General features: G+C 45.8%; 25 protein-coding genes and 1 pseudogene. 11 read left to right on the plus strand and 15 right to left on the minus strand.

What is annotated here, in order from left to right; genetic code table 11:
- Positions 1 to 144: 144 nt before the first annotated feature.
- On the minus strand, positions 145 to 1,551 hold the full coding sequence (locus BS19_RS03075) for an aminotransferase-like domain-containing protein (protein ID WP_038173256.1): 1,407 nt from the start codon (positions 1,549 to 1,551) through the stop codon (positions 145 to 147).
- Positions 1,552 to 1,653: 102 nt separating this feature from the next.
- Here BS19_RS03075 and BS19_RS03080 point away from each other — a divergent pair, with 102 nt between their 5' ends.
- Positions 1,654 to 2,559, plus strand: coding sequence for an EamA family transporter (locus BS19_RS03080; protein WP_038173257.1), 906 nt, complete (start codon positions 1,654 to 1,656; stop codon positions 2,557 to 2,559).
- A 138-nt stretch (positions 2,560 to 2,697) separates the two neighbouring features.
- On the opposite strand, the gene BS19_RS03085 is transcribed toward BS19_RS03080, so the two are convergent.
- From BS19_RS03085 to BS19_RS03110, 6 genes are all read right to left on the minus strand, one after another.
- A complete protein-coding gene (locus tag BS19_RS03085; protein WP_038173258.1) occupies positions 2,698 to 2,937 on the minus strand; it encodes an HP1242/YdcH family protein in 240 nt (79 codons plus the stop codon).
- Positions 2,938 to 3,061: 124 nt separating this feature from the next.
- Complete coding sequence (locus BS19_RS03090; RefSeq protein ID WP_038173259.1) at positions 3,062 to 4,015, minus strand: LysR family transcriptional regulator; 954 nt, start codon at positions 4,013 to 4,015, stop codon at positions 3,062 to 3,064.
- Between the two features lie 9 nt (positions 4,016 to 4,024).
- Positions 4,025 to 4,486: a YaiI/YqxD family protein gene (locus BS19_RS03095; RefSeq protein ID WP_038173571.1), complete on the minus strand. Its 462-nt coding sequence runs from the start codon at positions 4,484 to 4,486 to the stop codon at positions 4,025 to 4,027.
- A 66-nt stretch (positions 4,487 to 4,552) separates the two neighbouring features.
- Complete coding sequence (locus tag BS19_RS03100; protein ID WP_038173260.1) at positions 4,553 to 4,873, minus strand: heavy metal-binding domain-containing protein; 321 nt, start codon at positions 4,871 to 4,873, stop codon at positions 4,553 to 4,555.
- 10 nt (positions 4,874 to 4,883) lie between these two features.
- Positions 4,884 to 5,147, minus strand: a complete 264-nt coding sequence (locus tag BS19_RS03105; protein ID WP_038173572.1) for a hypothetical protein — start codon at positions 5,145 to 5,147, stop codon at positions 4,884 to 4,886.
- A 2-nt stretch (positions 5,148 to 5,149) separates the two neighbouring features.
- Positions 5,150 to 5,770 (minus strand): LysE family translocator, encoded by a 621-nt coding sequence (locus tag BS19_RS03110; RefSeq protein ID WP_038173261.1) that lies wholly within the window; start codon positions 5,768 to 5,770, stop codon positions 5,150 to 5,152.
- Between the two features lie 150 nt (positions 5,771 to 5,920).
- Between BS19_RS03110 and BS19_RS03115 the strand changes: the two genes are divergently transcribed.
- From BS19_RS03115 to nhaD, 4 genes and pseudogenes are all read left to right on the plus strand, one after another.
- On the plus strand, positions 5,921 to 7,429 hold the full coding sequence (locus BS19_RS03115; RefSeq protein ID WP_157631121.1) for a phospholipase D family protein: 1,509 nt from the start codon (positions 5,921 to 5,923) through the stop codon (positions 7,427 to 7,429).
- A 328-nt stretch (positions 7,430 to 7,757) separates the two neighbouring features.
- Positions 7,758 to 9,061: pseudogene (locus BS19_RS03120) on the plus strand (dicarboxylate/amino acid:cation symporter).
- Between the two features lie 167 nt (positions 9,062 to 9,228).
- A complete protein-coding gene (locus BS19_RS03125; RefSeq protein ID WP_038173263.1) occupies positions 9,229 to 10,545 on the plus strand; it encodes a chymotrypsin family serine protease in 1,317 nt (438 codons plus the stop codon).
- A gap of 375 nt (positions 10,546 to 10,920) precedes the next feature.
- The gene (gene nhaD, locus BS19_RS03135) at positions 10,921 to 12,360 is read left to right on the plus strand and encodes a sodium:proton antiporter NhaD (RefSeq protein ID WP_038173265.1); all 1,440 of its coding nucleotides are present in this window, start codon (positions 10,921 to 10,923) and stop codon (positions 12,358 to 12,360) included.
- Between the two features lie 39 nt (positions 12,361 to 12,399).
- Here the strand turns inward: nhaD and BS19_RS03140 are convergent, their stop codons facing one another.
- Genes BS19_RS03140 through BS19_RS03150 form a run of 3 tightly spaced genes read right to left on the minus strand, consistent with a single transcriptional unit; the run spans position 12,400 to position 14,625 of the window.
- Entirely contained in the window at positions 12,400 to 12,786 is a 387-nt protein-coding gene (locus BS19_RS03140; protein ID WP_038173267.1) for a hypothetical protein, read from the minus strand.
- Positions 12,787 to 12,790: 4 nt separating this feature from the next.
- Complete coding sequence (locus BS19_RS03145; RefSeq protein ID WP_038173268.1) at positions 12,791 to 13,264, minus strand: methylated-DNA--[protein]-cysteine S-methyltransferase; 474 nt, start codon at positions 13,262 to 13,264, stop codon at positions 12,791 to 12,793.
- A complete protein-coding gene (locus tag BS19_RS03150; RefSeq protein ID WP_038173269.1) occupies positions 13,261 to 14,625 on the minus strand; it encodes a DNA-3-methyladenine glycosylase 2 family protein in 1,365 nt (454 codons plus the stop codon). The genes BS19_RS03145 and BS19_RS03150 overlap by 4 nt, the downstream gene beginning before the upstream one ends.
- A 150-nt stretch (positions 14,626 to 14,775) precedes the next feature.
- Between BS19_RS03150 and BS19_RS03155 the strand changes: the two genes are divergently transcribed.
- Both BS19_RS03155 and BS19_RS03160 read left to right on the plus strand, forming a co-directional pair.
- Complete coding sequence (locus tag BS19_RS03155; RefSeq protein ID WP_038173270.1) at positions 14,776 to 14,979, plus strand: hypothetical protein; 204 nt, start codon at positions 14,776 to 14,778, stop codon at positions 14,977 to 14,979.
- Positions 14,980 to 15,186: 207 nt separating this feature from the next.
- Positions 15,187 to 15,765, plus strand: a complete 579-nt coding sequence (locus tag BS19_RS03160; protein ID WP_038173271.1) for an FMN-dependent NADH-azoreductase — start codon at positions 15,187 to 15,189, stop codon at positions 15,763 to 15,765.
- A 79-nt stretch (positions 15,766 to 15,844) separates the two neighbouring features.
- Here BS19_RS03160 and BS19_RS03165 read toward each other — a convergent pair whose 3' ends face one another.
- A complete protein-coding gene (locus BS19_RS03165; protein WP_038173272.1) occupies positions 15,845 to 16,738 on the minus strand; it encodes a LysR family transcriptional regulator in 894 nt (297 codons plus the stop codon).
- Positions 16,739 to 16,933: 195 nt separating this feature from the next.
- Between BS19_RS03165 and BS19_RS03170 the strand changes: the two genes are divergently transcribed.
- Entirely contained in the window at positions 16,934 to 17,293 is a 360-nt protein-coding gene (locus BS19_RS03170; RefSeq protein ID WP_038173273.1) for a MaoP family protein, read from the plus strand.
- Positions 17,294 to 17,341: 48 nt separating this feature from the next.
- Here BS19_RS03170 and BS19_RS03175 read toward each other — a convergent pair whose 3' ends face one another.
- From BS19_RS03175 to BS19_RS03190, 4 genes are all read right to left on the minus strand, one after another.
- Positions 17,342 to 17,593 (minus strand): DUF3081 domain-containing protein, encoded by a 252-nt coding sequence (locus tag BS19_RS03175; protein ID WP_038173275.1) that lies wholly within the window; start codon positions 17,591 to 17,593, stop codon positions 17,342 to 17,344.
- An 83-nt stretch (positions 17,594 to 17,676) separates the two neighbouring features.
- A complete protein-coding gene (locus BS19_RS03180; RefSeq protein ID WP_038173276.1) occupies positions 17,677 to 18,924 on the minus strand; it encodes an NAD(P)/FAD-dependent oxidoreductase in 1,248 nt (415 codons plus the stop codon).
- Positions 18,925 to 18,963: 39 nt separating this feature from the next.
- Positions 18,964 to 20,031, minus strand: coding sequence for a methyltransferase (locus BS19_RS03185; RefSeq protein ID WP_038173277.1), 1,068 nt, complete (start codon positions 20,029 to 20,031; stop codon positions 18,964 to 18,966).
- A gap of 26 nt (positions 20,032 to 20,057) precedes the next feature.
- Positions 20,058 to 20,450, minus strand: a complete 393-nt coding sequence (locus tag BS19_RS03190) for a hypothetical protein (protein ID WP_038173279.1) — start codon at positions 20,448 to 20,450, stop codon at positions 20,058 to 20,060.
- A gap of 74 nt (positions 20,451 to 20,524) precedes the next feature.
- On the opposite strand from BS19_RS03190, the gene BS19_RS03195 reads away from it, so the two are divergent.
- From BS19_RS03195 to BS19_RS03205, 3 genes are read left to right on the plus strand one after another with little or no spacing between them, the layout of a single operon-like run.
- Entirely contained in the window at positions 20,525 to 21,256 is a 732-nt protein-coding gene (locus tag BS19_RS03195; RefSeq protein WP_038173280.1) for a beta-ketoacyl synthase chain length factor, read from the plus strand.
- The gene (locus BS19_RS03200) at positions 21,238 to 22,044 is read left to right on the plus strand and encodes a lysophospholipid acyltransferase family protein (RefSeq protein ID WP_051686485.1); all 807 of its coding nucleotides are present in this window, start codon (positions 21,238 to 21,240) and stop codon (positions 22,042 to 22,044) included. The genes BS19_RS03195 and BS19_RS03200 overlap by 19 nt, the downstream gene beginning before the upstream one ends.
- Positions 22,028 to 22,288, plus strand: a complete 261-nt coding sequence (locus BS19_RS03205; protein WP_038173281.1) for a phosphopantetheine-binding protein — start codon at positions 22,028 to 22,030, stop codon at positions 22,286 to 22,288. Before BS19_RS03200 ends, BS19_RS03205 begins: the two co-directional genes overlap by 17 nt.
- Positions 22,289 to 22,300: the final 12 nt, after the last annotated feature.

A 22,300-nucleotide genomic window follows, 5' to 3' on the forward strand; every position in this document is an offset into this window, starting at 1 on the left:
AATATGCAATAAGTTTACTTTGTTGGATAAAATTTGTGATATAAAACCAAGCATTAATGATTTTGAGCTATCGTCCATTGGATAACGTGACGCTATTGAAAGCGTTAACTAGATGCAATGAAACACAAATGCTTTGTTTGATTATCAAAGAGTAAACTCAGTGTCGTATTGTGAATGGCACTCAATGAGTTCAATAACCCTATCCAACTCTTGCTTGGCTTGGCCTTCGAGCGGGTAACCAAAGTTGATCCGTAAGCAGTCAGTATAAAGTTCTAGACTACTAAACAGCTCCCCAAGTCTGATATCAATACCTAGCATACTGATGCTTTTAGCAAAGGCTTCACGGTTCAAACACGAAATTTGTAACCAAAGCACCATGCCACCCTGTGGATTACTGATCTTAACCGTATCTGGCAAATGCGTAGTGAGATAATCAATATATTGCTGTTTTAAGCGCAACAGTTGATGGCTTCTGCGCCTAATATGCTTTGCATACTGACCAGAATCAATAAAGTCCGCGACCGCAAGTTGAATTGGCATGGCAACGCCATAGCTTGGCAACGCAAACTGCTTTGTGTAGTTTTCTAAAAATCGCCCTGGTAAACACCACCCCAAACGATAGCTTGGTGAAAGACTTTTTGATACCGAACCGCACCACAGAACATAGCCGTCTTTATCATAATATTTGGCTGGCAATGGTGTGTGGGAAGAGTGAGAAAGCTCTAAATAAACATCATCTTCAATGACGGGTATCCGATATTGATTCGCTAGGTGAGCCAGCGTTTGTTTCTGACTCGCAGACATATTGATCCCCTGTGGATTCATATGTGAGGTACAAAAAATCGCCGCGTCGACGCGCTTGGCTTTAAGGTGGTGCTCTAACTGGGCTAAATCGATGCCCTCTTCAAAGGAAGGGATCTCGATGATTTTGCGTGACATTTGACCAAGCAGTTGCAAAGTCCCATTGAAACATGGCGAGCTAATTGCAATCGTATCGCCCGGCTTGGTACAAGACTCTAATGCTACTTTAATCGCCGACATGCACCCTGCTGTAATCACCATATCTTGTGCGCAGAAATGCAGATCTACCTTAGCAAAATGCGCACAGAGCGCTTGCCTTAGCATCGGTTCACCCTGCACATCAGGATAATGGCTAAGCCGATTGCTCATTCTCTTTATCGCACGACGAAAACTTCGCTCTAATTCAGTAATAGACTGTTCATCGAGCGAAGTACTCGACACCCCAAGCGGGCCGCGGGCCACGCAATAGGTTGGCGCGCTTAACTTAACGTTAGACACTTGGCTGTCAAACTGGACCCACTGCGGCGTAGTATGAGTTGGTTTTCTCGACGAAACAAAATAACCCGCTTGTGGCCGAGAGTGGATCCAGCCTTGTGACTCTAATTCTTGATAGCAACTAACAACGGTTGACATGCTCACTGCCTGTTGCTGTGCTAACTGGCGCAGTGAAGGCATTCTGCTCCCTTCTTTTCTCTTGCCGCTCTCTATCGCTTGTATAAATTGACTCGCAAGATTTTGATAGATGCTCATTCGTGTCTGTCCATCAAATTGTACTGGTTTTAGTTTCAAAAATTGTATCTGTATCCATTGCATTGCTCAAGAGATAATCAATCGAAACAGAGGAGAACAAAGATGAATAGAAAGGACTTGCTGCTAGCGATTAGTGTCATGGCAATTTGGGGGTTTAACTTTTCGATGATAAAAATGGGTGTGACTCATGTTCACCCGCTGCTGGTGACCGCAGCTCGATTTACCCTTGCGGTATTCCCGGCTATTTTCTTGATTGCTAAACCAAACGTCGCTTGGCGTTACCTAGTAAGCTATGGCGTGGTGTTTGGTGTTGGCGTGTGGGGAATGGCATCGTGGTCAATTTCTGCGGGTTTATCATCTGGCATGGCCTCTGTATTACTTTCGGGCAAAGTACTTATCGGTATGACCGTCGGAGTATTACTATTTAAAGAACAAACGTCGATCAGTAAATTAATTGGCGCTGCCACCGCGCTAACCGCATTGGTAATTTTGGTCTCAGCCACTACCGGCAATATCACTGTCAACGGGATAGTATTAATTGTGATCGCCGCCTGCAGTTGGACTTTAATGGGGGTGATCGTCAAGAAGTCTAACACCCGTGAGGCATTTGCCTTTAATGTTTGGGGGATGCTGTTTGCACCTGTACCACTGGTTGTGTTGGCAACCTCTCTACATGGTGAACAGGTAATATGGCAAGCATTTGAACTTTGGGATTGGAATACGACTTTAGCGGTGGTTTTTCAGGCCTATCCAACCACTTTGTTCGGGTACTGGGTGTGGAATATCATGCTGATTAAGTACCCGTTAAGTACAACGGCACCTTTATCATTGCTTGTCCCAGTGTTTGCACTTATCAGCGGCTACCTGATGTATGATGAATCGTTATCCGTTGGTCAGATTATCGCATCAGGCTTGTTTTTAGTCGGGATTGGTTTAATCGTTCAACCCACTCAAACTAGCGCGAAGGGCTTGAGGCGATATAGGCTATTCGCATGGATCAAGGCTTGAAAAACCAAACCTGTGTTGCCAACATAACGGAGCAAAAAACAGCGTTAAGTGACACGAACAAAAAGACGAGATAAGCATCTAGCGAGTGATGGATGCTTATCCATAATATGAGGGCATGATCATAAGCAAAATTAGGTACTACTTGGCAACCAAGTAGTGATGAAGCCTGTCTTTCATTTCTGCTCGGTTGTGTTTCATCAACAGCATTTCTTGGTCACTAATGGGCGAGTCACGCATCTCGAGTTTGCGAATGTTTTTGTCGAGATCGTTGTACTCCCTCATCAAACTATCAAAGTTATCATCACTTTTAGCCAGTGTGATGATGGTCTGTTTGTATTCTGGAAACTCTTTTAACAGTGAGTGGTCTTCACCAAGCATATCGGCACCTTCTTGTTACTGGACATTCCTATTTGGACGTTTTTTAACCATAGCAATGAAAGCAGATTTTGAAAGCGATCTATCGCACTTACTGACATGAAATTTATGCAAGTTTGCAACGAATCTAAGGGGCTCGATAAAAGTGATTGAAACCAGGAATGTTTTGTTCCCAAATCGGCGGAGTGCCTATGTATTGCTGCACGGCCGAGATAAACTCTTTGACCAAAGCGGTCTGTTTGCGGTGCGGATATAAGGCGTAAAGTGCTAAGCCGCGATTGCATAACGTGTGGTTGGTCAGCAGTGGCATTAACTGCATCTCTTCGATTGAGCAACAGAGATTGGAAGAAGAGATGGTGACATAGCCCAAGCCATCTTGTACCGCCGATAAAAGGGTCTGAACATCGTTGACTTTGTACTTTCCGCGCATTTTATACGGTAGTGTGTTGCGCTGGTGCGGTTGCTCACTCAGATGGACAGTATCGACTATCAGCGAACGATTACTATATAACACCGAGGGCAACTTGATTAACTGCTCAGGGGTTTTAGGTTCACCGTACTGCTCAATGAACGCCGTGGAAGCTAAGATCACCGCACGAATATCGGCGACTTTCTTGGCAATCAAGCTAGAGTCATCCAACCTACCCAATCGGAAAGCGACATCAAAATGGTCTGAAATAATATCGGATCGCTTATCGTCAAGCAGCAGTTCTATTTCAACATCAGGATAGCGGCGCATGAACTGACTGATCACAGGTTGTAAATGATTCTGGCCTACATGATAGGGAGCAGTAACCCGGATACGTCCTTTCGGCTCCGCTTGATAGGAATCGGCTATCGATTGAACCTGATCCAAGGTTCCGACTAAGCTGTAAGCCTGCTGTAAAATTTCCTCTCCGGCAGGCGTGAGTGAAAACGATCGCGTCGAGCGATTAAGCAGTTGAACCCCTAACTGCGCCTCTAGCTTTTTTATCTGTTTAGATAACGAGGAGTTGTCCATATCATGCAGCGCGGCCGCCTTAGTAAACGAGCCCTGCTGCACCACATCAATAAACAAAGAGAGTTGGTTTACCAATGCCATATCAACGCCCTATTTTTGCGCACGCTGCCAATGCACTAACCACTTATCAAGATGGTTGGCAAATTGCTGACGATCGGCTTGATTGAGTGGTGCAGGGCCACCAGTTTGAATGCCGCTGCTGCGCATGGTGTCCATGAAATCACGGATATTAAGGCGAGATTTGATGTTCTCTTTAGTAAACATTTCTCCACGAGAACTCAATGCGTGGCCACCTTTGGTGATCACTTCATCAGCTAACGGGATGTCGCTTGTGATGACCAAATCGCCCGCCTGACAACGGCGAACAATTTCGTTGTCAGCGACATCAAATCCTGACTCAACTTGCAGCATGGTAATTTTGGCGAACGCTGGAGTACGGATAAATTGGTTAGCAACCAAGGCCACTTCAACCCCAGTACGCTCGGCAGCGCGAAACAAAATATCCCTTACCACAACGGGACACGCATCCGCATCAACCCATATTTTATTCAAACTCACTTCCTCTCTAATTCGCTATATTGCGGTCATTAGACCGCAATTTATCATCGCCGAACAGTGTTATTTGAATTTGACTGCGGTTCCACTGACACTCACCATCATCATGCTACCGCCACTGCCAATCACTTCGTAATCAATATCGATACCCACGATACCGTCAGCCCCTAGATCACGGGCACTCGCTTCCATCTCTTGAAAGGCAATTTCACGTGCACGGCCCATTTCACGCTCGTAAGAACCGGAGCGGCCGCCGACGACATCACGAATGGCGCCAAACATATCTTTAAAAATATTCGCGCCGAGAATCGCCTCACCGACCACGACACCTAAGTAATCTTGGACCGGTCGCCCTTCAACGACAGAAGTGGTTGTTTTAATCATGGTGAACTCCTTATTTAACTCGCATTAAGCGGTGTTTTACGTGCATCAATTCGAATTCTTTCACTTGCGAGCATCGCATTGCTTCAACTTGAACAAGCATTGCTGGCGAATACCCTTTGCGTTTCATCCACTGAAAAGGTTCGCTGAAACTGTCTTCGTTGACGACAAAGGACTCCCCCTTACCTTCGCCACTAAAGACATTGACCACCCACACTCTGGATTGGAAATCGAGTACTTCGAGTAAGCTGGCTTTCATCTTGTCGAACATCTTCATTGCTAACTGGTCAACAGCCATACACCGACCCCCATCATTAACGATCCGGCAATTCGATTCATTAGCCGAACGTTTTGCGATTGCCCTAATAGGCGCTTAAGCCCCTTACCTCCTGTCGCATACAGTGTCATACAGATAAACTCGAACAGTAAAATGATCGACACAAGTACCACCAGTTGAGGCGCTAAATCACTGCTTTGATCAATAAAAGGCGGCAACAATGAAATCATAAATGCCCACCCTTTCGGATTCGCGATCGCCGTAACAAACCCCTGCACCACTAGATCCCAGTCGCTGTGTGAAATTTCGGTTTGCTCTTCTAGATTGATCGCCAGTTTGCCCCTTGAGCGCCACATTTGTACACCAAGGTAAAATAAGTAACCGCCGCCAATAAACTTAAGGGCGACAAATAGCCATGGATAATTGAGCATCACGGCGGCAATGCCAAGCACAGCAGCCACAGCCACCAAACCGACACCGACCAACTCACCCGCCATCATCCATAGCGCACGGCGATAACCGATACTCATGCCTAAGGTCAGTGCGAGCGTCATACACATGCCGGGAGTAATCGAGACAAAAAAGAAGGTTGGAATAAACATTCCCAGTAAAGCGGTATTCATAACTTGTCTTATTGTGAGTATTTGTCTCTAACATAATCGAATGTTTTGACAAAACCAATCCACTTATTGAGTTGTTTAGTGGTATCACTCGCCAATCATCATATAATCAGATAATTAACTCACGATAAACGCACATTGAGGTTAGCAACATTGGCTCGTTTTATTGTTATTTTGGCCTATGCAGTATGGCTTTCAGGTTGCGCGGCGATCTCGCCAAGCAACCAAGATCAAAAAATCGTCTCTTGGCACGTTGGCTATCAATCGGGTTCCGCACTAGCGAACTATTTTGAACAACTTCCCCATTCAGATGCTAGCTTGACAGGATTCTTACCTCTTGGTCAGGGTGAAGATGCCCTCTTAGCCAGACTGGCATTAATCGAATCTGCGCAAAGCTCGCTCGACCTGCAGTACTATATTTACCGCAGCGATGAAACGAGCCACCTATTAAGTTGGCGTTTATACCAAGCAGCACAACGCGGTGTCCGAGTCCGATTGCTGCTTGATGATATGCAAAAGCGTAACGATCACCATATGGCCGCGCTCAATGCTCACCCAAATGTTGAGATTCGCTTGTTCAATCCTCACCAATATCGTGACGCGCGACTGTTCGCCATGGTCAGTGATTTTGGACGTTTGAATCATCGTATGCACAACAAGTCGTTAACCGCTGATAGCGTTGCCAGTATTGTTGGCGGTAGAAACATTGGTAATGAGTATTTTTCTTTTGAGTCGAATGTCGAGTTTGGCGACTTTGATCTATTACTGTATGGCGATGCCGTGCAGCAAACGGCGGATCAGTTCGACCTGTATTGGAACAGTCTTTACGCCGTGCCCATCGAGTGGATTGTCGATGATGGCAAACAACCCGATGATCGATTGATTGCTCAAGCCGTGGCAAAACACCAGCTTGAGCAAAAATTTACTCAAGGCCGTTACGATTTTACTCAACTGCCTCTCTATCAACAGCTCACTCAAGGAGAGATTGAATTATGGTGGGGAAAAGGAGAGATCTGGTATGACTCACCGGACAAGGTCGCGACCCAGAAAAGCCAACTAGTTGATAACCTTGCCGAGTTACTCAAGACGGTTGATCACTCAATTGTGGTTATTTCCCCATATTTTGTCCCCACCGAATCTGGCACCAAGGCGTTGATTGCCGCTGCACAGCGTGGGATTGATGTGACCATAGTGACCAATAGCCTTGCGTCTAACGATGTGTTTGCCGTCCATGGCTGGTATAGCAAATATCGTCAGTCGTTGGTCGAAGGAGGCGTCACTCTGTGGGAGGTAAAATCCTCAGCGGATCTTCAAAGTAAATGGAGTATTACCGGCAGCAGTCACTCAAGCTTGCATGCCAAGGTGGTGCTGGTCGACAATCATGTTCTGGTTGTGGGGTCAATGAATTGGGATCCACGTTCAGGGCAACTCAATACCGAGATGGCCGCTGTGATTGAACAGCCGGAATATGTTGCTCAAACAACCGCCTCACTGACCGCCGCGCTTGAAGAAAATGCGTATAAAATAGTGAACATTGATAATGATGTCGCCTGGCAAGACGTGTCTAACGGTATCACCTACCACTCGGAGCCTGATGCCAGTATGTGGAGAAGAATTGGCGCATGGTTCTCAGGTATATTGCCGATAGAACAACAGCTATAAGCACGATGTTGTTACTTAATAGTGAATAATCAGTGATTATATATGCACTTATTTGTGCCGAACATTATTATGTGCACTTAGTTTCTCATGTAATAAGAAACGTAAAAGTTTTAATAACCAGCATTTACGATGTTAAAAAATAAAATATTTAGATGTAAAAACCACCAAATATAGTTAATGCAGTGTTAATAGCTGCAAAAACAGCGTGATGGAAGTCACATCTGAACGCGAACTTGATGAATTTGCTTTTTGATTTTCTACTTCGCCTGCTAACCTCCTGCTCGCCTTGAATTGAACTCAAGGTGCATAACTATAAGGAGTGTTCACTATGAATACCAAGAAACCAAAGTCGCTAACCACCCGTGTCATCATCGGTATGGTAGCAGGTATCTTGACAGGCTTTGCGATTCGCAGCCTATTTGCAGACAACGGATTTGTCGATGCATATATTGTCAATGGATTGTTCGAAGTTGGCGGAAAAGTTTTCGTCGCAAGTTTAAAAATGCTTGTTGTTCCTCTTGTGTTTGTGTCACTGGTTTGTGGTACAAGCTCACTGAAAGATCTCTCAACACTCGGCCGAATGGGCGGTAAAACGCTAGGCTTCTACATTGCAACGACCGCTGTTGCGATTACACTAGCACTGACGATGGGACACGTATTCCAACCGGGTGCTGGCGCAGACCTCACTGCCGCAAGTTCATTCTCATCGGCTAATGCACCGTCACTGGGTCAGGTCATCATCGACATGTTCCCAACTAACCCGATCAGCGCGATGGCTGAAGGAAAAACGTTACAAGTGATTGTGTTCGCCGTTCTGTTTGGTATTGCGATTAGCGCCGCAGGAAAACCTGGCGAGCGCATTGCCTCTTTCTTCTCAGATCTGAACGAAGTGATCATGAAGTTAGTCGCGATTCTGATGCACCTAGCACCTTACGGTGTGTTCTTCTTAATGGCAAAACTGTTTACTGGCCTCGGCTTGGGTGCAATCGTCAATCTGGCAGAATACTTCTTGGTGCTGGCGGGAACACTGGTACTACACGGTTTGGTGACCTACAGCCTAATGCTAAAAGGCTTTACTGGTTTAAGCCCAATCACCTTCTTGAAAAAGATGGAAGATGCAGTGATGTTCGCATTTTCAACCGCCTCTTCTAACGCGACGATTCCAGTTACGATGGAAACGGCGAAGAACCGCATGGGTGTTGAAAACCGTGTCGCTTCATTCACTGTTCCATTAGGTGCGACAGTCAATATGGACGGTACTGCGATCATGCAAGGTGTCGCAACCGCATTTATCGCACAGGCGTTTAACATTGATTTGACCATGGGCGATTACCTAATGGTGATCATGACTGCAACCCTCGCTTCTATTGGTACAGCAGGCGTTCCAGGTGTGGGTTTGGTCATGCTTGCCATGGTACTCAACCAAGTGGGTCTACCACTGGAAGGTATTGCTCTTATCATGGGTGTTGACCGTCTATTGGATATGATTCGTACCGCAGTCAACATTACTGGCGACAGCGCAGTCACTGTCATTGTTGCCAAGTCGGAAGGTGCCCTAGATGAAGCGCGCTTTAATGATCCGATGGCGGCGTTAAAGAAGAAGAAGTTCATTTGAAACGTTCTGAAGCCTAAATTTCACTAGCTTAAGCCAAACCCGAGAAAGACTTTCTCGGGTTTGTTGTTTCTACTCAATGGCTTTGCTTATCCACACCGATTTTTTCCTTTCAGTCACTACGCAAATGTAACCAACAACGACCATAATTAACAAATTCATCAATAGCAATTATTGGGATTTGATTATGTGGTTCAATCGTAGGTTTAGGTTACTTGTTGTACTGCTAAGCGGTGCGCTTTGGTCAGTGGTGTCTTTAGCCGCTCCAAATTTTGATATTCCTCCTGGCTTATCTGTCGCGGCCGCAGCGCAGCAGAAATATAGCCAAACACTGTTGCAGACCGAAGACGTTGCCGGCCATGGCCTAGCTGTTGATAACAGTGGTCAAGGGATCATTGTGGTGTTTAGCACTTCACCGACGACAAAAGGTATGCCGCAATCTTTAGATGGTGTTACCGTCAAAGCGGTGTATAGCGGCGCGTTTTATGCGTTTGCCCCACCCACTTGTGGTGGCCCGCCAGAACAACGCCCTGCCGAGTGCTTTGCTGAACCAGAACCGAGCATTGACCCTAGCGCAAGGTTTCCACGTCCCGTCCCTATCGGAGTGTCAACTGGACATCCAGCAATTACCGCTGGCACCATAGGTGCGAGAGTCACCGATGGCACCTATGTGTATGCACTGAGTAACAATCACGTGTTTGCCAACTCCAACGACACCACTGTGCCTGAGAACATTCTACAGCCAGGCCCTTATGATGGTGGGGTTGAAAATGGCGATACCTACGCCACACTCGTCGACTATGAACCCATTTTGTTTGATGGCTCGGCCAATATTATGGACGCCGCTTTAGCACTGAGCGATGCCGGTTCACTCTCAACGTCAACGCCTTCTGATGGTTATGGAACGCCTTCTCAAAGCGTTGTTTCCGCATCACCTGACTTAGCGGTTAAAAAGTATGGTCGCACGACTGGCTTTACCCAAGGTAGCGTCAATGCGATCAATGCCACCGTCAACGTCTGCTATGAAGGCACGATCAGCTGCACGAAACTCGCGACTTTTGTTGGCCAAGTGGTGATCACCCCTGGGACATTTAGTGCTGGCGGCGACTCTGGCTCACTCATCGTCACTCAAAATGGCAACAATCCGGTCGCGCTATTATTCGCAGGTTCATCGAATTACACCATTGGTTCTCCGATTGGGCCAGTATTGTCACGCTTTGCGGTGAGCATTGATGCGCAAGCGGCGCCACCACCGCCAAGTAATGAATTCGCGCTCACGACTTCAGGCTATAAAGTGAAAGGCTTACACAATATTGATTTGTCATGGATAGGAAGCGAGGCCAGTGCATTTGATGTCAAGATCGATGGGGTTGAGATTGCAACGGGCATCAGTGGAAATAGCTACACCGATAGTACCAATAACAAGGGGGCTGGCAGTTACACCTATCAAGTATGTGAAGCCAGCAGCAGCCTGTGTAGCAACACATCAACCGTTAACTTCTAATATACATTTTACGCCCAGCTTCACGTTGGGCTCTCTCGTTTTATGACGCTATCACAATTGGCCAAACTACAAGCAAAAAGGCAAGATCAATGGCTACGTTTAGAGGGAGTGGTGGGGGTTGCCATCACCCGCCATCATTCTCAACTTTGTTTAACGGTTTACACCAGCGGTGAAGCGCCTGATTGGCGTAAAAATCCCCTCGCACGGTCAAAGCTATCGCCGTGAATATTGTTGCCAACTGCACATTTAACGCACTCCGCCATTAATTAATTGCCTGAATTTCAAACAGATCCAACCTAACTCACACATAACATACGGTTTCAGCTCTAAAATAGTCACAGCATAATAACAATTCACTTTCAAAGGAGTGAAAGTATGAAACTGCAGTGGCCCCTTTTTGTTGCCCTTTTACTATTATTGCCATTTTCAACTCTCGCGGCGTCCTCTACTAGCCAAGTCTTGCCTCTGACGCAATCAACCACAGGTTATGCTGCGTTAATCATCTTTGCTATCGCTTATAGCTTAGTGATGCTCGAAGAGTACTTACAACTGAAAAAATCCAAACCAGTGCTACTGGCCGCAGGTTTAATCTGGGCAATGATTGGTTATGTTTATTCACAACATGACCAAATTGAAATCGCCCAAATTGCGCTCGAGCATAACTTGCTCGAATACGCAGAGTTACTGCTGTTTTTACTGGTGGCAATGACTTATATCAACGCGATGGAAGAGCGACGTTTGTTTGATGCATTGCAAGCGTGGATGGTTGGCAAAGGTTTTAACTTCAAAAGCTTATTTTGGCTAACAGGCATCTTAGCCTTCTTTATTTCCCCGATTGCCGACAACCTTACGACGGCCCTATTAATGTGCGCCGTAGTGATGAAAGTAGCGGGGGATAATACGAAGTTTATCAATCTTGCTTGTATTAATATTGTCATTGCAGCCAATGCAGGAGGCGCCTTCAGTCCCTTTGGTGACATTACCACGCTAATGGTATGGCAAGCGGGTCACGTCTCTTTTTCCGAGTTTATGCCGTTATTTATACCATCGGTATTCAACTATTTAGTTCCTGCAATGATCATGTCGGTGTTTATCCCCAACACCAAACCTGACGTTGTCCACCAGCATGTCGAGCTCAAACGCGGTGCCAGACGTATTGTCGGCTTGTTCATTCTTACCATTGCCACTGCGGTCGCTTTCCACGCAGTGGTGCATTTCCCTCCGGTCATGGGGATGATGATGGGCTTGGCTTACTTACAGTTCTTCGGTTATTTTTTGCGTAAAACACTCAAAACGTCATTACATAAAAAAGCCGCTAAAGCGATTGAGAACCGAGATGACTTCGCTCTAAAACGCTTGGGTTCAGTCGTGCCATTTGATGTATTTAGACGAGTCTCTCATGCCGAGTGGGATACGTTGCTGTTTTTCTACGGCGTCGTCATGTGCGTCGGCGGATTAAGCTTGCTTGGCTACCTCGGGCTTATTTCTGAGGTGATGTATACACAGTGGGATCCCATCTGGGCCAATGTGATGGTCGGGATCTTGTCTGCGATTGTCGACAACATCCCGGTGATGTTTGCGGTGTTAACCATGGATCCCTCAATGGATATGGGTAACTGGCTACTAGTGACTTTAACCGCAGGTGTCGGGGGAAGTTTGCTGTCTATTGGCTCTGCTGCGGGTGTTGCTTTAATGGGGGCGGCGCACGGAAAATATACCTTCTTTGGTCACTTAAAATGGACGCCAGTGATCGCTATCGGGTACGCAGTCAGCATTGCCGTGCATCTGATGTTGAACGGCGCTCTATTTACTTAAACAAAAACGATAACTTAAAAACTGATGACTTAGAAAAAGCTATGGCGAAGGCGTGAAATCGCGCTTTTGCCAAGTGCTGGCAAGCTGATATTTGGCGCACACACTGCAAGTCAGTAGTTCATTATCGCCATGAATACGCATCACGATATCTTCACGTTTCTCTTTAGAACTGTTGCGCATTTGGATAGTTAAAAAGTTGTCATTCACCTCAAAAGGCTTACTGATATCAAGCCCTTGTGCTTTGATGATGGTAACCTGAGCATTGCTAAACTCTAGACGATCGTCATTGTAGAGATTGTCATAGACGCCGACAAAAGAATACGTCTCACGGTTAAACAGGCGCTTGGTTTCTTCTTCTGAGCAGCCACTAACAGCGATCACAACACTGCAAAAAGCTATCATTGCGATCAAACGCGGTTTTACCATTCGATTACTCCGTTTTTTCAAGAGCGAGTAACTGCGCTTTTCGCTCTACGCCTCCAGCGTATCCGGTTAATTTACCGTTTTTACCAATCACTCGGTGGCAAGGGACGATGATTGAAACAGGATTTTTACCATTGGCTAACCCTACCGCTCGCACCGCTTTAGGGTTACCAATTGCATCAGCAATATCTTGGTAACTCCAAGTCTGACCATAAGGAATCGTGGTTAACGCTTGCCAAACTTGTTGCTGGAAAGGCGTTCCTACAGCCGCTATCGATAGAGTAAAGTGCCGACGTTGTCCTGTAAAGTACTCTTGCAGCTGTTTAATTGCTTGATTAAGAATAGGATGATCCTCACTGTACTCTCCTAAGCAATCAGGTTGTGTCGTCTGAGTTTCAAACCAAACCCCTAACAGTCCTTGAGCATTCGCTTGAAGGGTCACTTTACCCAGTGGCGATGTATAATACGTGTAATAGGTCATGCGTGACTCCAGCAATGAAATGTTGCGTAGCTGCCCCAAGGTGCGACAGATAACGAAGAAAGATGGGAAAACTGTTGCAGCGTTTTTTTCACGACTAAATCGCCCTCTAAGAAACAGTTTGGCTCACTCACCCCGCGTAATTTTGCGTAATTAACTGTCCACGGGCCGATTCCCTTCAGCGCCAGCCAATCGCTCGGATCCGCATCAGGTTGTGTGACAACGAAATCGGCAAAACGGGCTAAGGTCTGCTTGCGACTCTGAGGCATTCGCAAAAAGGATAAATCACCATTCGCCACTTCAAGCGGTGTAGGAAAATGGCTGACGTGATCAGGTTGTAATGTTTCGACTAATAAGTTGAGTTGACCAATTGCCGCTTTGATTGACACTTGCTGTCCTAGGATCGCGCGTACTCCCGCTTCCCACGTATTCCAAACACCGGGAATACGAATACCAGATCGCTTAACCAGACTCGGCTCCAGACTGCGCAAATGTTGTTCTATCACCGCAACATCTGTGTCTAAATCGAACATGCGCCGCAGCCGATTAACTAACTCTCTAAGCTGGGAGATATCATCGAGCTGAAATTCCACCCGCATTATGCCCGGCTTAGCGTGACCAATAGAAAACCAAGCTTGTTGACCGTTAAGCTCTACATAGCGCTGGTAGTGCGTTTCACTGACTGTTTCTAGCCCGCGAATAGCCCGCAGACGATAAAAATCCAGCATATGTTGCCAGTCAAGTGCCCCACGGTATGCTAAATCGACAAAGTTGGTTTGGACATCATCAGGCGTGTTTTTACGCACCTGCGATGGAGAAAGCTTCATCACTTTCTTAAACGCATCATTAAAGCGGCGTAGACTGTTAAAACCGCTCGCCAATGCAATATCCGTGATCGACAGCTGGCTATTGTGGAGCAACTGTTTGGCAAACATCAATTGATAGTAAAGCGCGTATTGCTTGGGTGACATCCCTAAATAATGGGCAAACAGTTTGCGTAGATAGCGATCCGAAATACCTAAACGCAAGCAAAGCTGCTCAAGAGTACTGGCCTGTAATTCCCCTTGCTCAATCATACGTACTGCGCGTTGAAACGTCACTTCGACACCTTTCCACGCCCACGAGTTTGGCGCGCTATCAGGGCGACAACGCAAGCAAGGTCGATAACCCGCTTGAAGAGCTTGTGCTTTGTCATAGAAATACTCTACGTTTTGTTCTTTTGGCAAGTTAGCCGGACAAATCGGTCGACAAAAAATACCGGTGGTCTTGACCGCGACATAAAATCGGCCATCAAAACGACTATCACGTGCCATTCGCGCAGTATGGCAATCTTTTTGCGACAATTTAGCAAATCCGTGGCTCATGCTTTTTCCAATACTCTTCAAGGTGTTATTTGAAGTCTAATTTCTCTGATGTTAATTACTAGCCATTTTCGGAACTAAATCGTAGTTGCCAAGTGTGATGCTTGTTCTAAAGTTAGCAATGCAGATTAAAAAATAATAAGGAAGTTGGCTATGAACCTGCACTCTTGCACTATTGTGCTTAAAGATGATCTCACTATGACGTGTAATAATGTCGAACAAACGCTAAGCATTATTGATCAACATGGTTCGGCAAATATCGACAGAATCTTAATTGATGCCTTCGACGGCTCAGCAGTCCGGTCTTATCACCAGTTGTCCATTGAGGAGTCGATAGAAAGTTTAATGAACCTCTAACGCTAACGAAGCAGCCCTACTTGGGTTGCTTCATATTGCCGTACCCGCCAATACTGATGCTTATTCGAAGCAAATCAGTACTCATTCGAAAAACTTGAACATTACGCTCGAAATCTGCCGATTCTCACCGACGCTGCTGTCCCTTATAGTGTTTGCAACATAAACGAATAGGTTTGCATGCAGCAAACCAATCAGTGAGGCAGCATTATGAAGAACACTCTTGTCCTAAAATCAAGCATCCTTGGCCCACATTCTCAGTCAACACTTTTGATTGATCAGGTGCTAGAAGGAAAAAACGGTATTATTGAACGCGACCTAGCGGAGAACTCGCTGCCTGTGTTGGATATGGACGTTGCGACCGCATTGCGTGGTGGCGAAAACCTCAGCGACGAGCAAAAAGCAATTCTAGCCCTGTCTGATCAGCTGATTGATGAACTTAAAGCGGTCGATCAAGTGGTGATTGGCGCGCCAATGTATAACTTTATGGTTCCAACTCAGTTGAAAAACTGGTTCGATATGATTGCCCGTGCTGGCGTGACCTTCACTTACACCGAAAATGGCCCAGTCGGTCTGATTGAGAATAAAAAAGTGATCGTGGTCACTACCCGTGGTGGTCTACACAAAGATTCGCCGCGCAACTCCATCGAGAGCTACCTAACCACAATGCTGGGCTTTATCGGCCTAACGGATGTTGAATTTGTTTACGCTGAAGCGCTAAACATGGGTGATGAGCCAGCTCAAGCCGCTCGTGAAGAAGCCGCCAAACAACTCAAAGACTTGGTTTAAGACCCAAGACGAACAAGCCTCACTGCAGTGAGGCTTGTTGTATTGTTTCATTCAAAATAGGCAAATTAGGAAAGGGTGATTACTCTTCACTGACTGAATCAGCCATTTGCTGAAAACTGTACCCGCTGACAGGATCGATCGTTTTCGCCATCTCTTCTACTTGTCTAATTGCCTCAATCGATGTACTGGCTTTACGATAGCTCAAGTAGATTGGGCGACACCACGCTGGCACTTCACTCACTTCGTATAACTGACCACTGACGATAAATGGTTCAACTAACGGCGTAGGTAAGTAAGCACTCCCTCCTTTTTCAAGGATGAAATCCAAAGCGATACGTGCATTTGAAGTACGCAGGTAAGGCGCTGGAACCTTAGCGTGACGCTCTGCATGCTCTGAGGCAAATTTGGTTCCCCAGTCAACATAGACATACCTGCCTGTAAATACCGATTCTAAGCAGTCCGGCTTGGTCGAAACCAAAGTTAACACCACATCGGCGACCTTTTTACAGTGCAATTCGTCGGCTTTGATTTGATCAAACGCAAATGCCATATCTAAGGTGCGCTCTTGCAAATTACGCGTCAACGCCTCTCGGCCCATAATTTCAGCGATAAAACCATAGCCATCGAACTCATCGGTGACTAAAGACAAACAGTTTTGCAGATACGCATCCCACACATTAGGGGTTCCACCGAGTGTCAGTTGCAATCCTTTACCATTTTCAAGAGAAAGCTCCATTTTGGCCTGCTGAAGAGTGCTCACCATCACTTCGGCGTAACTGATCAAGCGCTCTCCTGATGAGGTCAACTTGATGTTATTGCGATCGCGAATAAACAGTTGAGTATCGAAGTAGCTCTCTAGCTGCTTGATGCGCGCGCTGACGGCCGCCTGAGTGATATATAGGTTCTCGGCTGCTTTGCCAAAATGTCTGACCTGAGCCAGTTCTAGAAAGGTTCTAAAGACTTTTACGTCCATGGCTTTTCCTCTGCCAGTAGGCTTTCGAAAGATAGCAAATTGAGTAATTTTTTTAATCTTAAATTCACCAAAGTGTTATGTAAAATCAATAAATTTATTCAATAGTGAAGATAGAAATTTTTTGTTTTTCTTTTGGTTAATTTACGCCTAACTTTCGATCTAGATTAACCACGTAGGCATACAGAGGCTACCGAAATGTCAGACACCCAATTCCGTCATGGCAAAAAACGTTTTTACGACAACACTAAATTTCCGCGCGGTTTCGCCAAATCAGGTGATTTTACGCTTGGAGAGGAAGAAATACTAACCCTTTATGGCGATACCATGCTCGGCTTAGAGTCTGGAGAGTTGACCCCTGAAAACGCGGAAGAAAAACATTTCGTAAAAGCGTTATCTAACCCGGGTAAAGCCAAGTCTAAGCTTGAGCGAGTGTGGCTTAAATATACCCAACTCGCACGTGGACGAAAACGATTCCACACTCTGAACGGTCGTAGTAAACCAGACGCCCTTGGCGAAGATTACTCAGAAGATGAGAATTTAGTAGAAGAAGTTTAAGCAAAAAGCCCCAAGCACCTAAGTGGTTGGGGCTTTTTCTCATTTGAGTTACTTGGCCAACGTCGCGACCTTTTTCAAAAAGCTCTCTTTTTGATGCTCTTGGTCGTAGTCAAGATGGTAAGTATTGTGAAAACCGACTTTTAACTCAACGCCGTTACCACGCATATAAACGTTATAGCCATCATAATCGGCAAAGGCTTCGATTCCTTGATAGATTCTTCCTAGATCTGTCGGGGTTCCATTCGACATCACGGTTTCGTAAGCTTGCAGAATTTTACCTGGGTCAAGTTGGTTTTTCATGCGTCACCTTCCTTCGTTCTCTAGAAAAGTATGAGCAAAAAAAGCCGATTTCGCCAACATAACCCCTTAAGTTAAACCAAACGTTAGCGACTGAGATCCTCGCGCACAAACTCAGCCAGTGTCGCTAATCTCTGCTCGCTATTTTTAACGTATGGATTATTGGTATCCCACGCGTAGCCAGCAAGAATTGACGAAATCATCTGCTTTATTTTCGGGTTAGGCGTTTGATAAAAGATCACATCCTGTAAGCGGCCGTTATACCAACCTTCCACATAAGTTCTAAAGGTGTTTACTCCCACCATCAAGGGCTGCGCATACTCCTTATCCCAATCGACGGACTCCCCCTTAAGCTGACGTACCACGCATTCGGCCGCATATTGAGCCGATTTCATCGCAATCGTCACCCCAGATGAGAAGACTGGGTCTAAAAATTCGCCCGCATTACCAAGCAGCGCATAATGCTGGGTAGCTAAATGTTTAACGTTTGCAGAGTAGCCACCAAGCTCCCCAGCCGGATTTGGGTACTGGGCATGAGCAAGTAGCTTAGCTAAGCCCGGCTCTTCATTGGCGAGCTGTTTAAGTGCGGTAATTTTGTCGTCTGAGTAGCGCTCAAAGAATTCGGGCTCACCCACCACACCGAAGGAACAGACGCCGTTAGAAAACGGAATTAACCAATACCAAACATCATGATTATCTGGATGAACCGAGATCAGGATCTTATTGCGGTCATACTCGATATCCTGCGCAGAAATATTATCGACAATGTGGGTAAAAATCGCTTTGCGTGGTGGCAGGCAAGACGGCTCTTCAAGATTCAACATTCGTGGAAGAACACGTCCAAAGCCACTCGCATCGAGCACGTAATCGGCCTCAATTTGATACGTCTCCCCTTGCTCATCACACACCGTCAGCACAGAGCGATCGCCAACAAACTCAAGCGACTTCAATTCATGCTGATAGCGAATTTCAACCCCTTGCTCGGCGGCACTATCGGCTAAGGCTTTATCAAACTGACCGCGCTGTACCTGAAACGTTGTTCCCGGCCCTGCGGTAAATTTGTCGTTAAAATTGAATTGGGTATAAACCCCATTGCGACGAAACGCCGCACCATCTTTATATTGAAAACCGCAATGGTTGATGGCGTCGAGCATGCCTGCTTGCTCGATCACTTCCATGCAAGCTGGCAATAAACTTTCACCGATCGAAAAGCGCGGAAATTGCGACTTTTCAATCACTATGACATCAATATTCTGTGCATGAATCAGGGCAGAAACGGTTGAGCCAGAAGGGCCTGCACCAACCACAACAACTTGGGTAACTTGTTTATTCATTTTATTATTTCTTTGTTTGCTCACCGCATCAAGGTCGGCTTATTGTGATATTAACTTTAATAAAGTATGGCCAAGACCGATGTTATCTGTGCGTGTTTCAACCACCAAGCCAGCTTCGGCAACGATCTCTAGGAAGTCTTCGCTGCGATAGAATCGGCTGTTGCCGTTGGCCAAGCAGGTAAAGTAAAGCGAGGTAGCGTTCAGACTATACGAAGCGGCAGGGTATTTCTGCGCGTCCCAAAACAGTTCTAGGATATAAACCACGTCCCCTTGGCGCAATTGCACTTTGACACGTTTGAGAATGCTGAGGATTTCCATTGGTGAAAAACAGTCAAGAAACTGGCTCATCCACCACACATCGGCCTGTTGTGGGAGCACTTGAGATTTATCAAGCATATTCGCAGGGAATGGATGCACACGCTGCGCAAAACCTTGCTCGGCCGCATTTTTCATCGCTATTTCAAGCTGTTGCGGTAAATCAACAATAGTGACATTAACGTCGCTGTCATGACCACAACATTGCACTGCCCATTTACCAGTATTGCCGCCAATATCCACTAAGGTTTTTGGTTGGTTTTTAAACACTTCTTTTAATAAGACGGGAAACGAACGGTCAGAGTAGAAATGATCAAATTCAAACCAACTCTGCTTCGCTTGAGCGGGAAGCTGAGAGAGACCTTGATAGATGGTTTCCCAGTTGCCAAGCTCCTTCAAACCAGCCGGTTTTCCCTCGACGATGGCCTCAGTCAAATGCATCATCGCGGCGTAGCAAACATCCGCAGTGAAATCCATATTGGCTTTGGTCATGCCATCGTGAAGAAGAAAAAAGCCAAGGTTGGCTAACACATAATTAGGCTTGCGCCACAAAACAATATCAGCGCTGATCGCCATGTCGAGCAGCACCTTTACCCCATATTCAGAGACACCCGTTTGCTGGGCAATTTCAGCGGCACTTAATCCCTGCTCACCGAACTTGTCGAGCGCTGATAAAATACCGAGGTCGCGCAGAGTGCGCGCAGTATGAAACACGATCGGCGCAAACGAGAGCTTTTGTGCTTCTGTTTTTGCTTCTAACGCGTTAAATGGATCTGTATTTTCTTGAACCACGAAAAACCTAACTATTATCTATTCAATTACTGCCCAGAGGCGGTTAAGGCCAACTGACGCTTAATATCAACATTGAGGTTATTTACCCAACGGTTGTAATTGCGGTGAATTTTGCCATCAGATGATTTTAGATTTACTGAGTTGAGATAAAGAATCGAGTAATATTTGTCATTAAATGGAATTTTCACTTCTGCATAGTGCGAGCGAACTTGAAGTTTGGCCAACAACTCACCAGGATTGACTTCAGTAACAATCCACCCACGTTTGGTCGCAGCCTGCATAATTGCCATCTTTACTTGTTTACTTTGAAGATTATAAGTAACTGGAGTATCCTCAACGTTCATTACAGGCTGAACACGCCCACAACCAACGAGTAATAAAGCTAAGATTAATGAGCTAAGTAACTTTAATGGTGACATATTTATATTTCCTAAGAGGGGAGTATTTAAATCTGTAATAGTATTTCGCTGTAATCACAACAATTCAATTAGCTATGTCAAATTCAGATATCAAACTTTCATTCAACATCGACGCATGGCTTGCGCATTCTACCGGACTATCACTGTCTCATGAGTGGGAAACGTGGGCAAATAGTTTGCAGTGGCCTAGCGAAGGTAAGTGCGATGCTAGCGCCATTCCCGCCATGATGCGTCGCCGCATGAGCCAACTCAGCAAACTTGCGGTGCAAACCACGATTGAGTTGTTAAATCAGCACCCTGTTGATTATCTAGTTTTTGCCAGTCGACATGGTGAGCTACAACGCAGCGTTGCCTTGGTCAACGATATATTACGTGGTGAAGATGCCTCACCAATGGCATTTTCTCAATCGGTACACAATACCGCAGCAGGGCTTGCCACAATCGCGACCAAAAAAGCCATTCCGTTGACCTCGATTGCCGCCGCTGAAAACACCTTTCAAAGTGCGATTCTCGAGGCTTGGCTCTACTTAAACAGCTACCCACAAAGTAAAGTACTAGTCATTGATTTTGATGAACCTTTACCAGACGACTATCAACAATTTGAACAACAAGATTACCAAGGCTACGGGCTAGGTTTGCTGCTCTCACACGGTGAACAATTTACCTTAACCCAGCACGCAAGCCACGAATTTGACCCAACGGCCCTGCCTCAAGGGTTAGCGTTTCTTCGTCACTACTTGCTCAACCAGTCACAATTTCAGATTCGGGCACCACAACACACTTGGACATGGCAGCAACAACTATGATCAATCGATATTGGCGTGTGTTGGCTACTGGATTCTGTTTTAGCGTCTTTGGACTCGGCGGATTATTTCTTAGTTTCATCGTGGTACCAGCCATCAAAGTGGTGACACGCAATCAAACGCAAAGAGAGTATCGCGTTCAAGGGGCAATTCAGCGCTCATTTGATCTGTTTTGCCGACTGATGAAGTTCACTGGCGCAATCGATTATAAAATCATCGGTGCCGATTTGTTAAAGCAAGACCGCAACTGTCTGATCGTGGCCAATCACCCTAGCCTTATCGATTACGTTCTTATCGCTTCGCAGCTTGAACGCTGTGACTGTTTGGTCAAGTCAGCAATTTGGGCCAACCCGTTTATGAAACATATTGTTAAAGCGGCTGGTTACATTCCTAACGAAGCACCGGATGACCTGTTATCGCTGTGTGAACACCGCTTTGAACAAGGTAATGTGCTGCTGGTCTTTCCTGAAGGTACCCGCACCACTCCTGGCGTGACGCCAAAATTGCAGCGGGGCTCAGCACAAATCGCCGTGCGTACTCGCCGCGATTTACGCCTCATTCATATCAGCGTTTCTCCGAGTTTTCTCACAAAAGAGAAAAAGTGGTATCAAGTCCCGACGATTAAGCCTTTTTTCCTTGTTGAAGTTAAGGATAAAGTTGAGGTGGAGCCATTTATAGAGCAAACTACGTCTCCAACAATTGCGGCTCGCCGTTTACAACAGCATCTGGCTAAGACATTGTTTCCAGAAAATACAGAACTAAAAGTAGGCCCAAGTGGAAAAACTACATAACGAAATCAAGCAACTTATTATTGACGCCCTCAATCTCGAAGATTTAACCATTGACGATATTGAAACGGATGCACCGCTATTTGGTGATGGTCTAGGATTGGATTCTATTGATGCACTAGAGCTAGGTTTGGCGATCAAAAAGAAATATAACATTGTCATTGATGCCGATGATTCAAATACTCGTCAGCACTTTGCTTCGGTTAGTAATCTGGCCAACTATATTTCTGCACAAACTGGGGAATAATCCGTAGGTACT

It is taken from the genome of Vibrio pacinii DSM 19139, from assembly GCF_000711795.1.
Classification (GTDB): Bacteria; Pseudomonadota; Gammaproteobacteria; order Enterobacterales; family Vibrionaceae; genus Vibrio; species Vibrio pacinii.

Excerpts from the sequence above, each read along its gene's own strand:
- BS19_RS03080 (WP_038173257.1), top strand. The coding sequence starts at position 1,654 with ATGAATAGAAAGGACTTGCTGCTAGCGATTAGTGTCATGGCAATTTGG.
- BS19_RS03190 (WP_038173279.1), bottom strand. The coding sequence starts at position 20,450 with ATGTCACCATTAAAGTTACTTAGCTCATTAATCTTAGCTTTATTACTC.
- BS19_RS03180 (WP_038173276.1), bottom strand. The coding sequence starts at position 18,924 with ATGAATAAACAAGTTACCCAAGTTGTTGTGGTTGGTGCAGGCCCTTCT.
- BS19_RS03145 (WP_038173268.1), bottom strand. The coding sequence starts at position 13,264 with ATGACCTATTACACGTATTATACATCGCCACTGGGTAAAGTGACCCTT.
- BS19_RS03090 (WP_038173259.1), bottom strand. The coding sequence starts at position 4,015 with ATGGCATTGGTAAACCAACTCTCTTTGTTTATTGATGTGGTGCAGCAG.
- BS19_RS03200 (WP_051686485.1), top strand. The coding sequence starts at position 21,238 with ATGGCAGCAACAACTATGATCAATCGATATTGGCGTGTGTTGGCTACT.
- nhaD (WP_038173265.1), top strand. The coding sequence starts at position 10,921 with ATGAAACTGCAGTGGCCCCTTTTTGTTGCCCTTTTACTATTATTGCCA.
- BS19_RS03105 (WP_038173572.1), bottom strand. The coding sequence starts at position 5,147 with ATGAAGATGTTCGACAAGATGAAAGCCAGCTTACTCGAAGTACTCGAT.
- BS19_RS03075 (WP_038173256.1), bottom strand. The coding sequence starts at position 1,551 with ATGAGCATCTATCAAAATCTTGCGAGTCAATTTATACAAGCGATAGAG.
- BS19_RS03140 (WP_038173267.1), bottom strand. The coding sequence starts at position 12,786 with ATGGTAAAACCGCGTTTGATCGCAATGATAGCTTTTTGCAGTGTTGTG.
- BS19_RS03175 (WP_038173275.1), bottom strand. The coding sequence starts at position 17,593 with ATGAAAAACCAACTTGACCCAGGTAAAATTCTGCAAGCTTACGAAACC.
- BS19_RS03110 (WP_038173261.1), bottom strand. The coding sequence starts at position 5,770 with ATGAATACCGCTTTACTGGGAATGTTTATTCCAACCTTCTTTTTTGTC.
- BS19_RS03100 (WP_038173260.1), bottom strand. The coding sequence starts at position 4,873 with ATGATTAAAACAACCACTTCTGTCGTTGAAGGGCGACCGGTCCAAGAT.
- BS19_RS03165 (WP_038173272.1), bottom strand. The coding sequence starts at position 16,738 with ATGGACGTAAAAGTCTTTAGAACCTTTCTAGAACTGGCTCAGGTCAGA.
- BS19_RS03170 (WP_038173273.1), top strand. The coding sequence starts at position 16,934 with ATGTCAGACACCCAATTCCGTCATGGCAAAAAACGTTTTTACGACAAC.
- BS19_RS03085 (WP_038173258.1), bottom strand. The coding sequence starts at position 2,937 with ATGCTTGGTGAAGACCACTCACTGTTAAAAGAGTTTCCAGAATACAAA.
- BS19_RS03195 (WP_038173280.1), top strand. The coding sequence starts at position 20,525 with ATGTCAAATTCAGATATCAAACTTTCATTCAACATCGACGCATGGCTT.
- BS19_RS03125 (WP_038173263.1), top strand. The coding sequence starts at position 9,229 with ATGTGGTTCAATCGTAGGTTTAGGTTACTTGTTGTACTGCTAAGCGGT.
- BS19_RS03155 (WP_038173270.1), top strand. The coding sequence starts at position 14,776 with ATGAACCTGCACTCTTGCACTATTGTGCTTAAAGATGATCTCACTATG.
- BS19_RS03150 (WP_038173269.1), bottom strand. The coding sequence starts at position 14,625 with ATGAGCCACGGATTTGCTAAATTGTCGCAAAAAGATTGCCATACTGCG.
- BS19_RS03160 (WP_038173271.1), top strand. The coding sequence starts at position 15,187 with ATGAAGAACACTCTTGTCCTAAAATCAAGCATCCTTGGCCCACATTCT.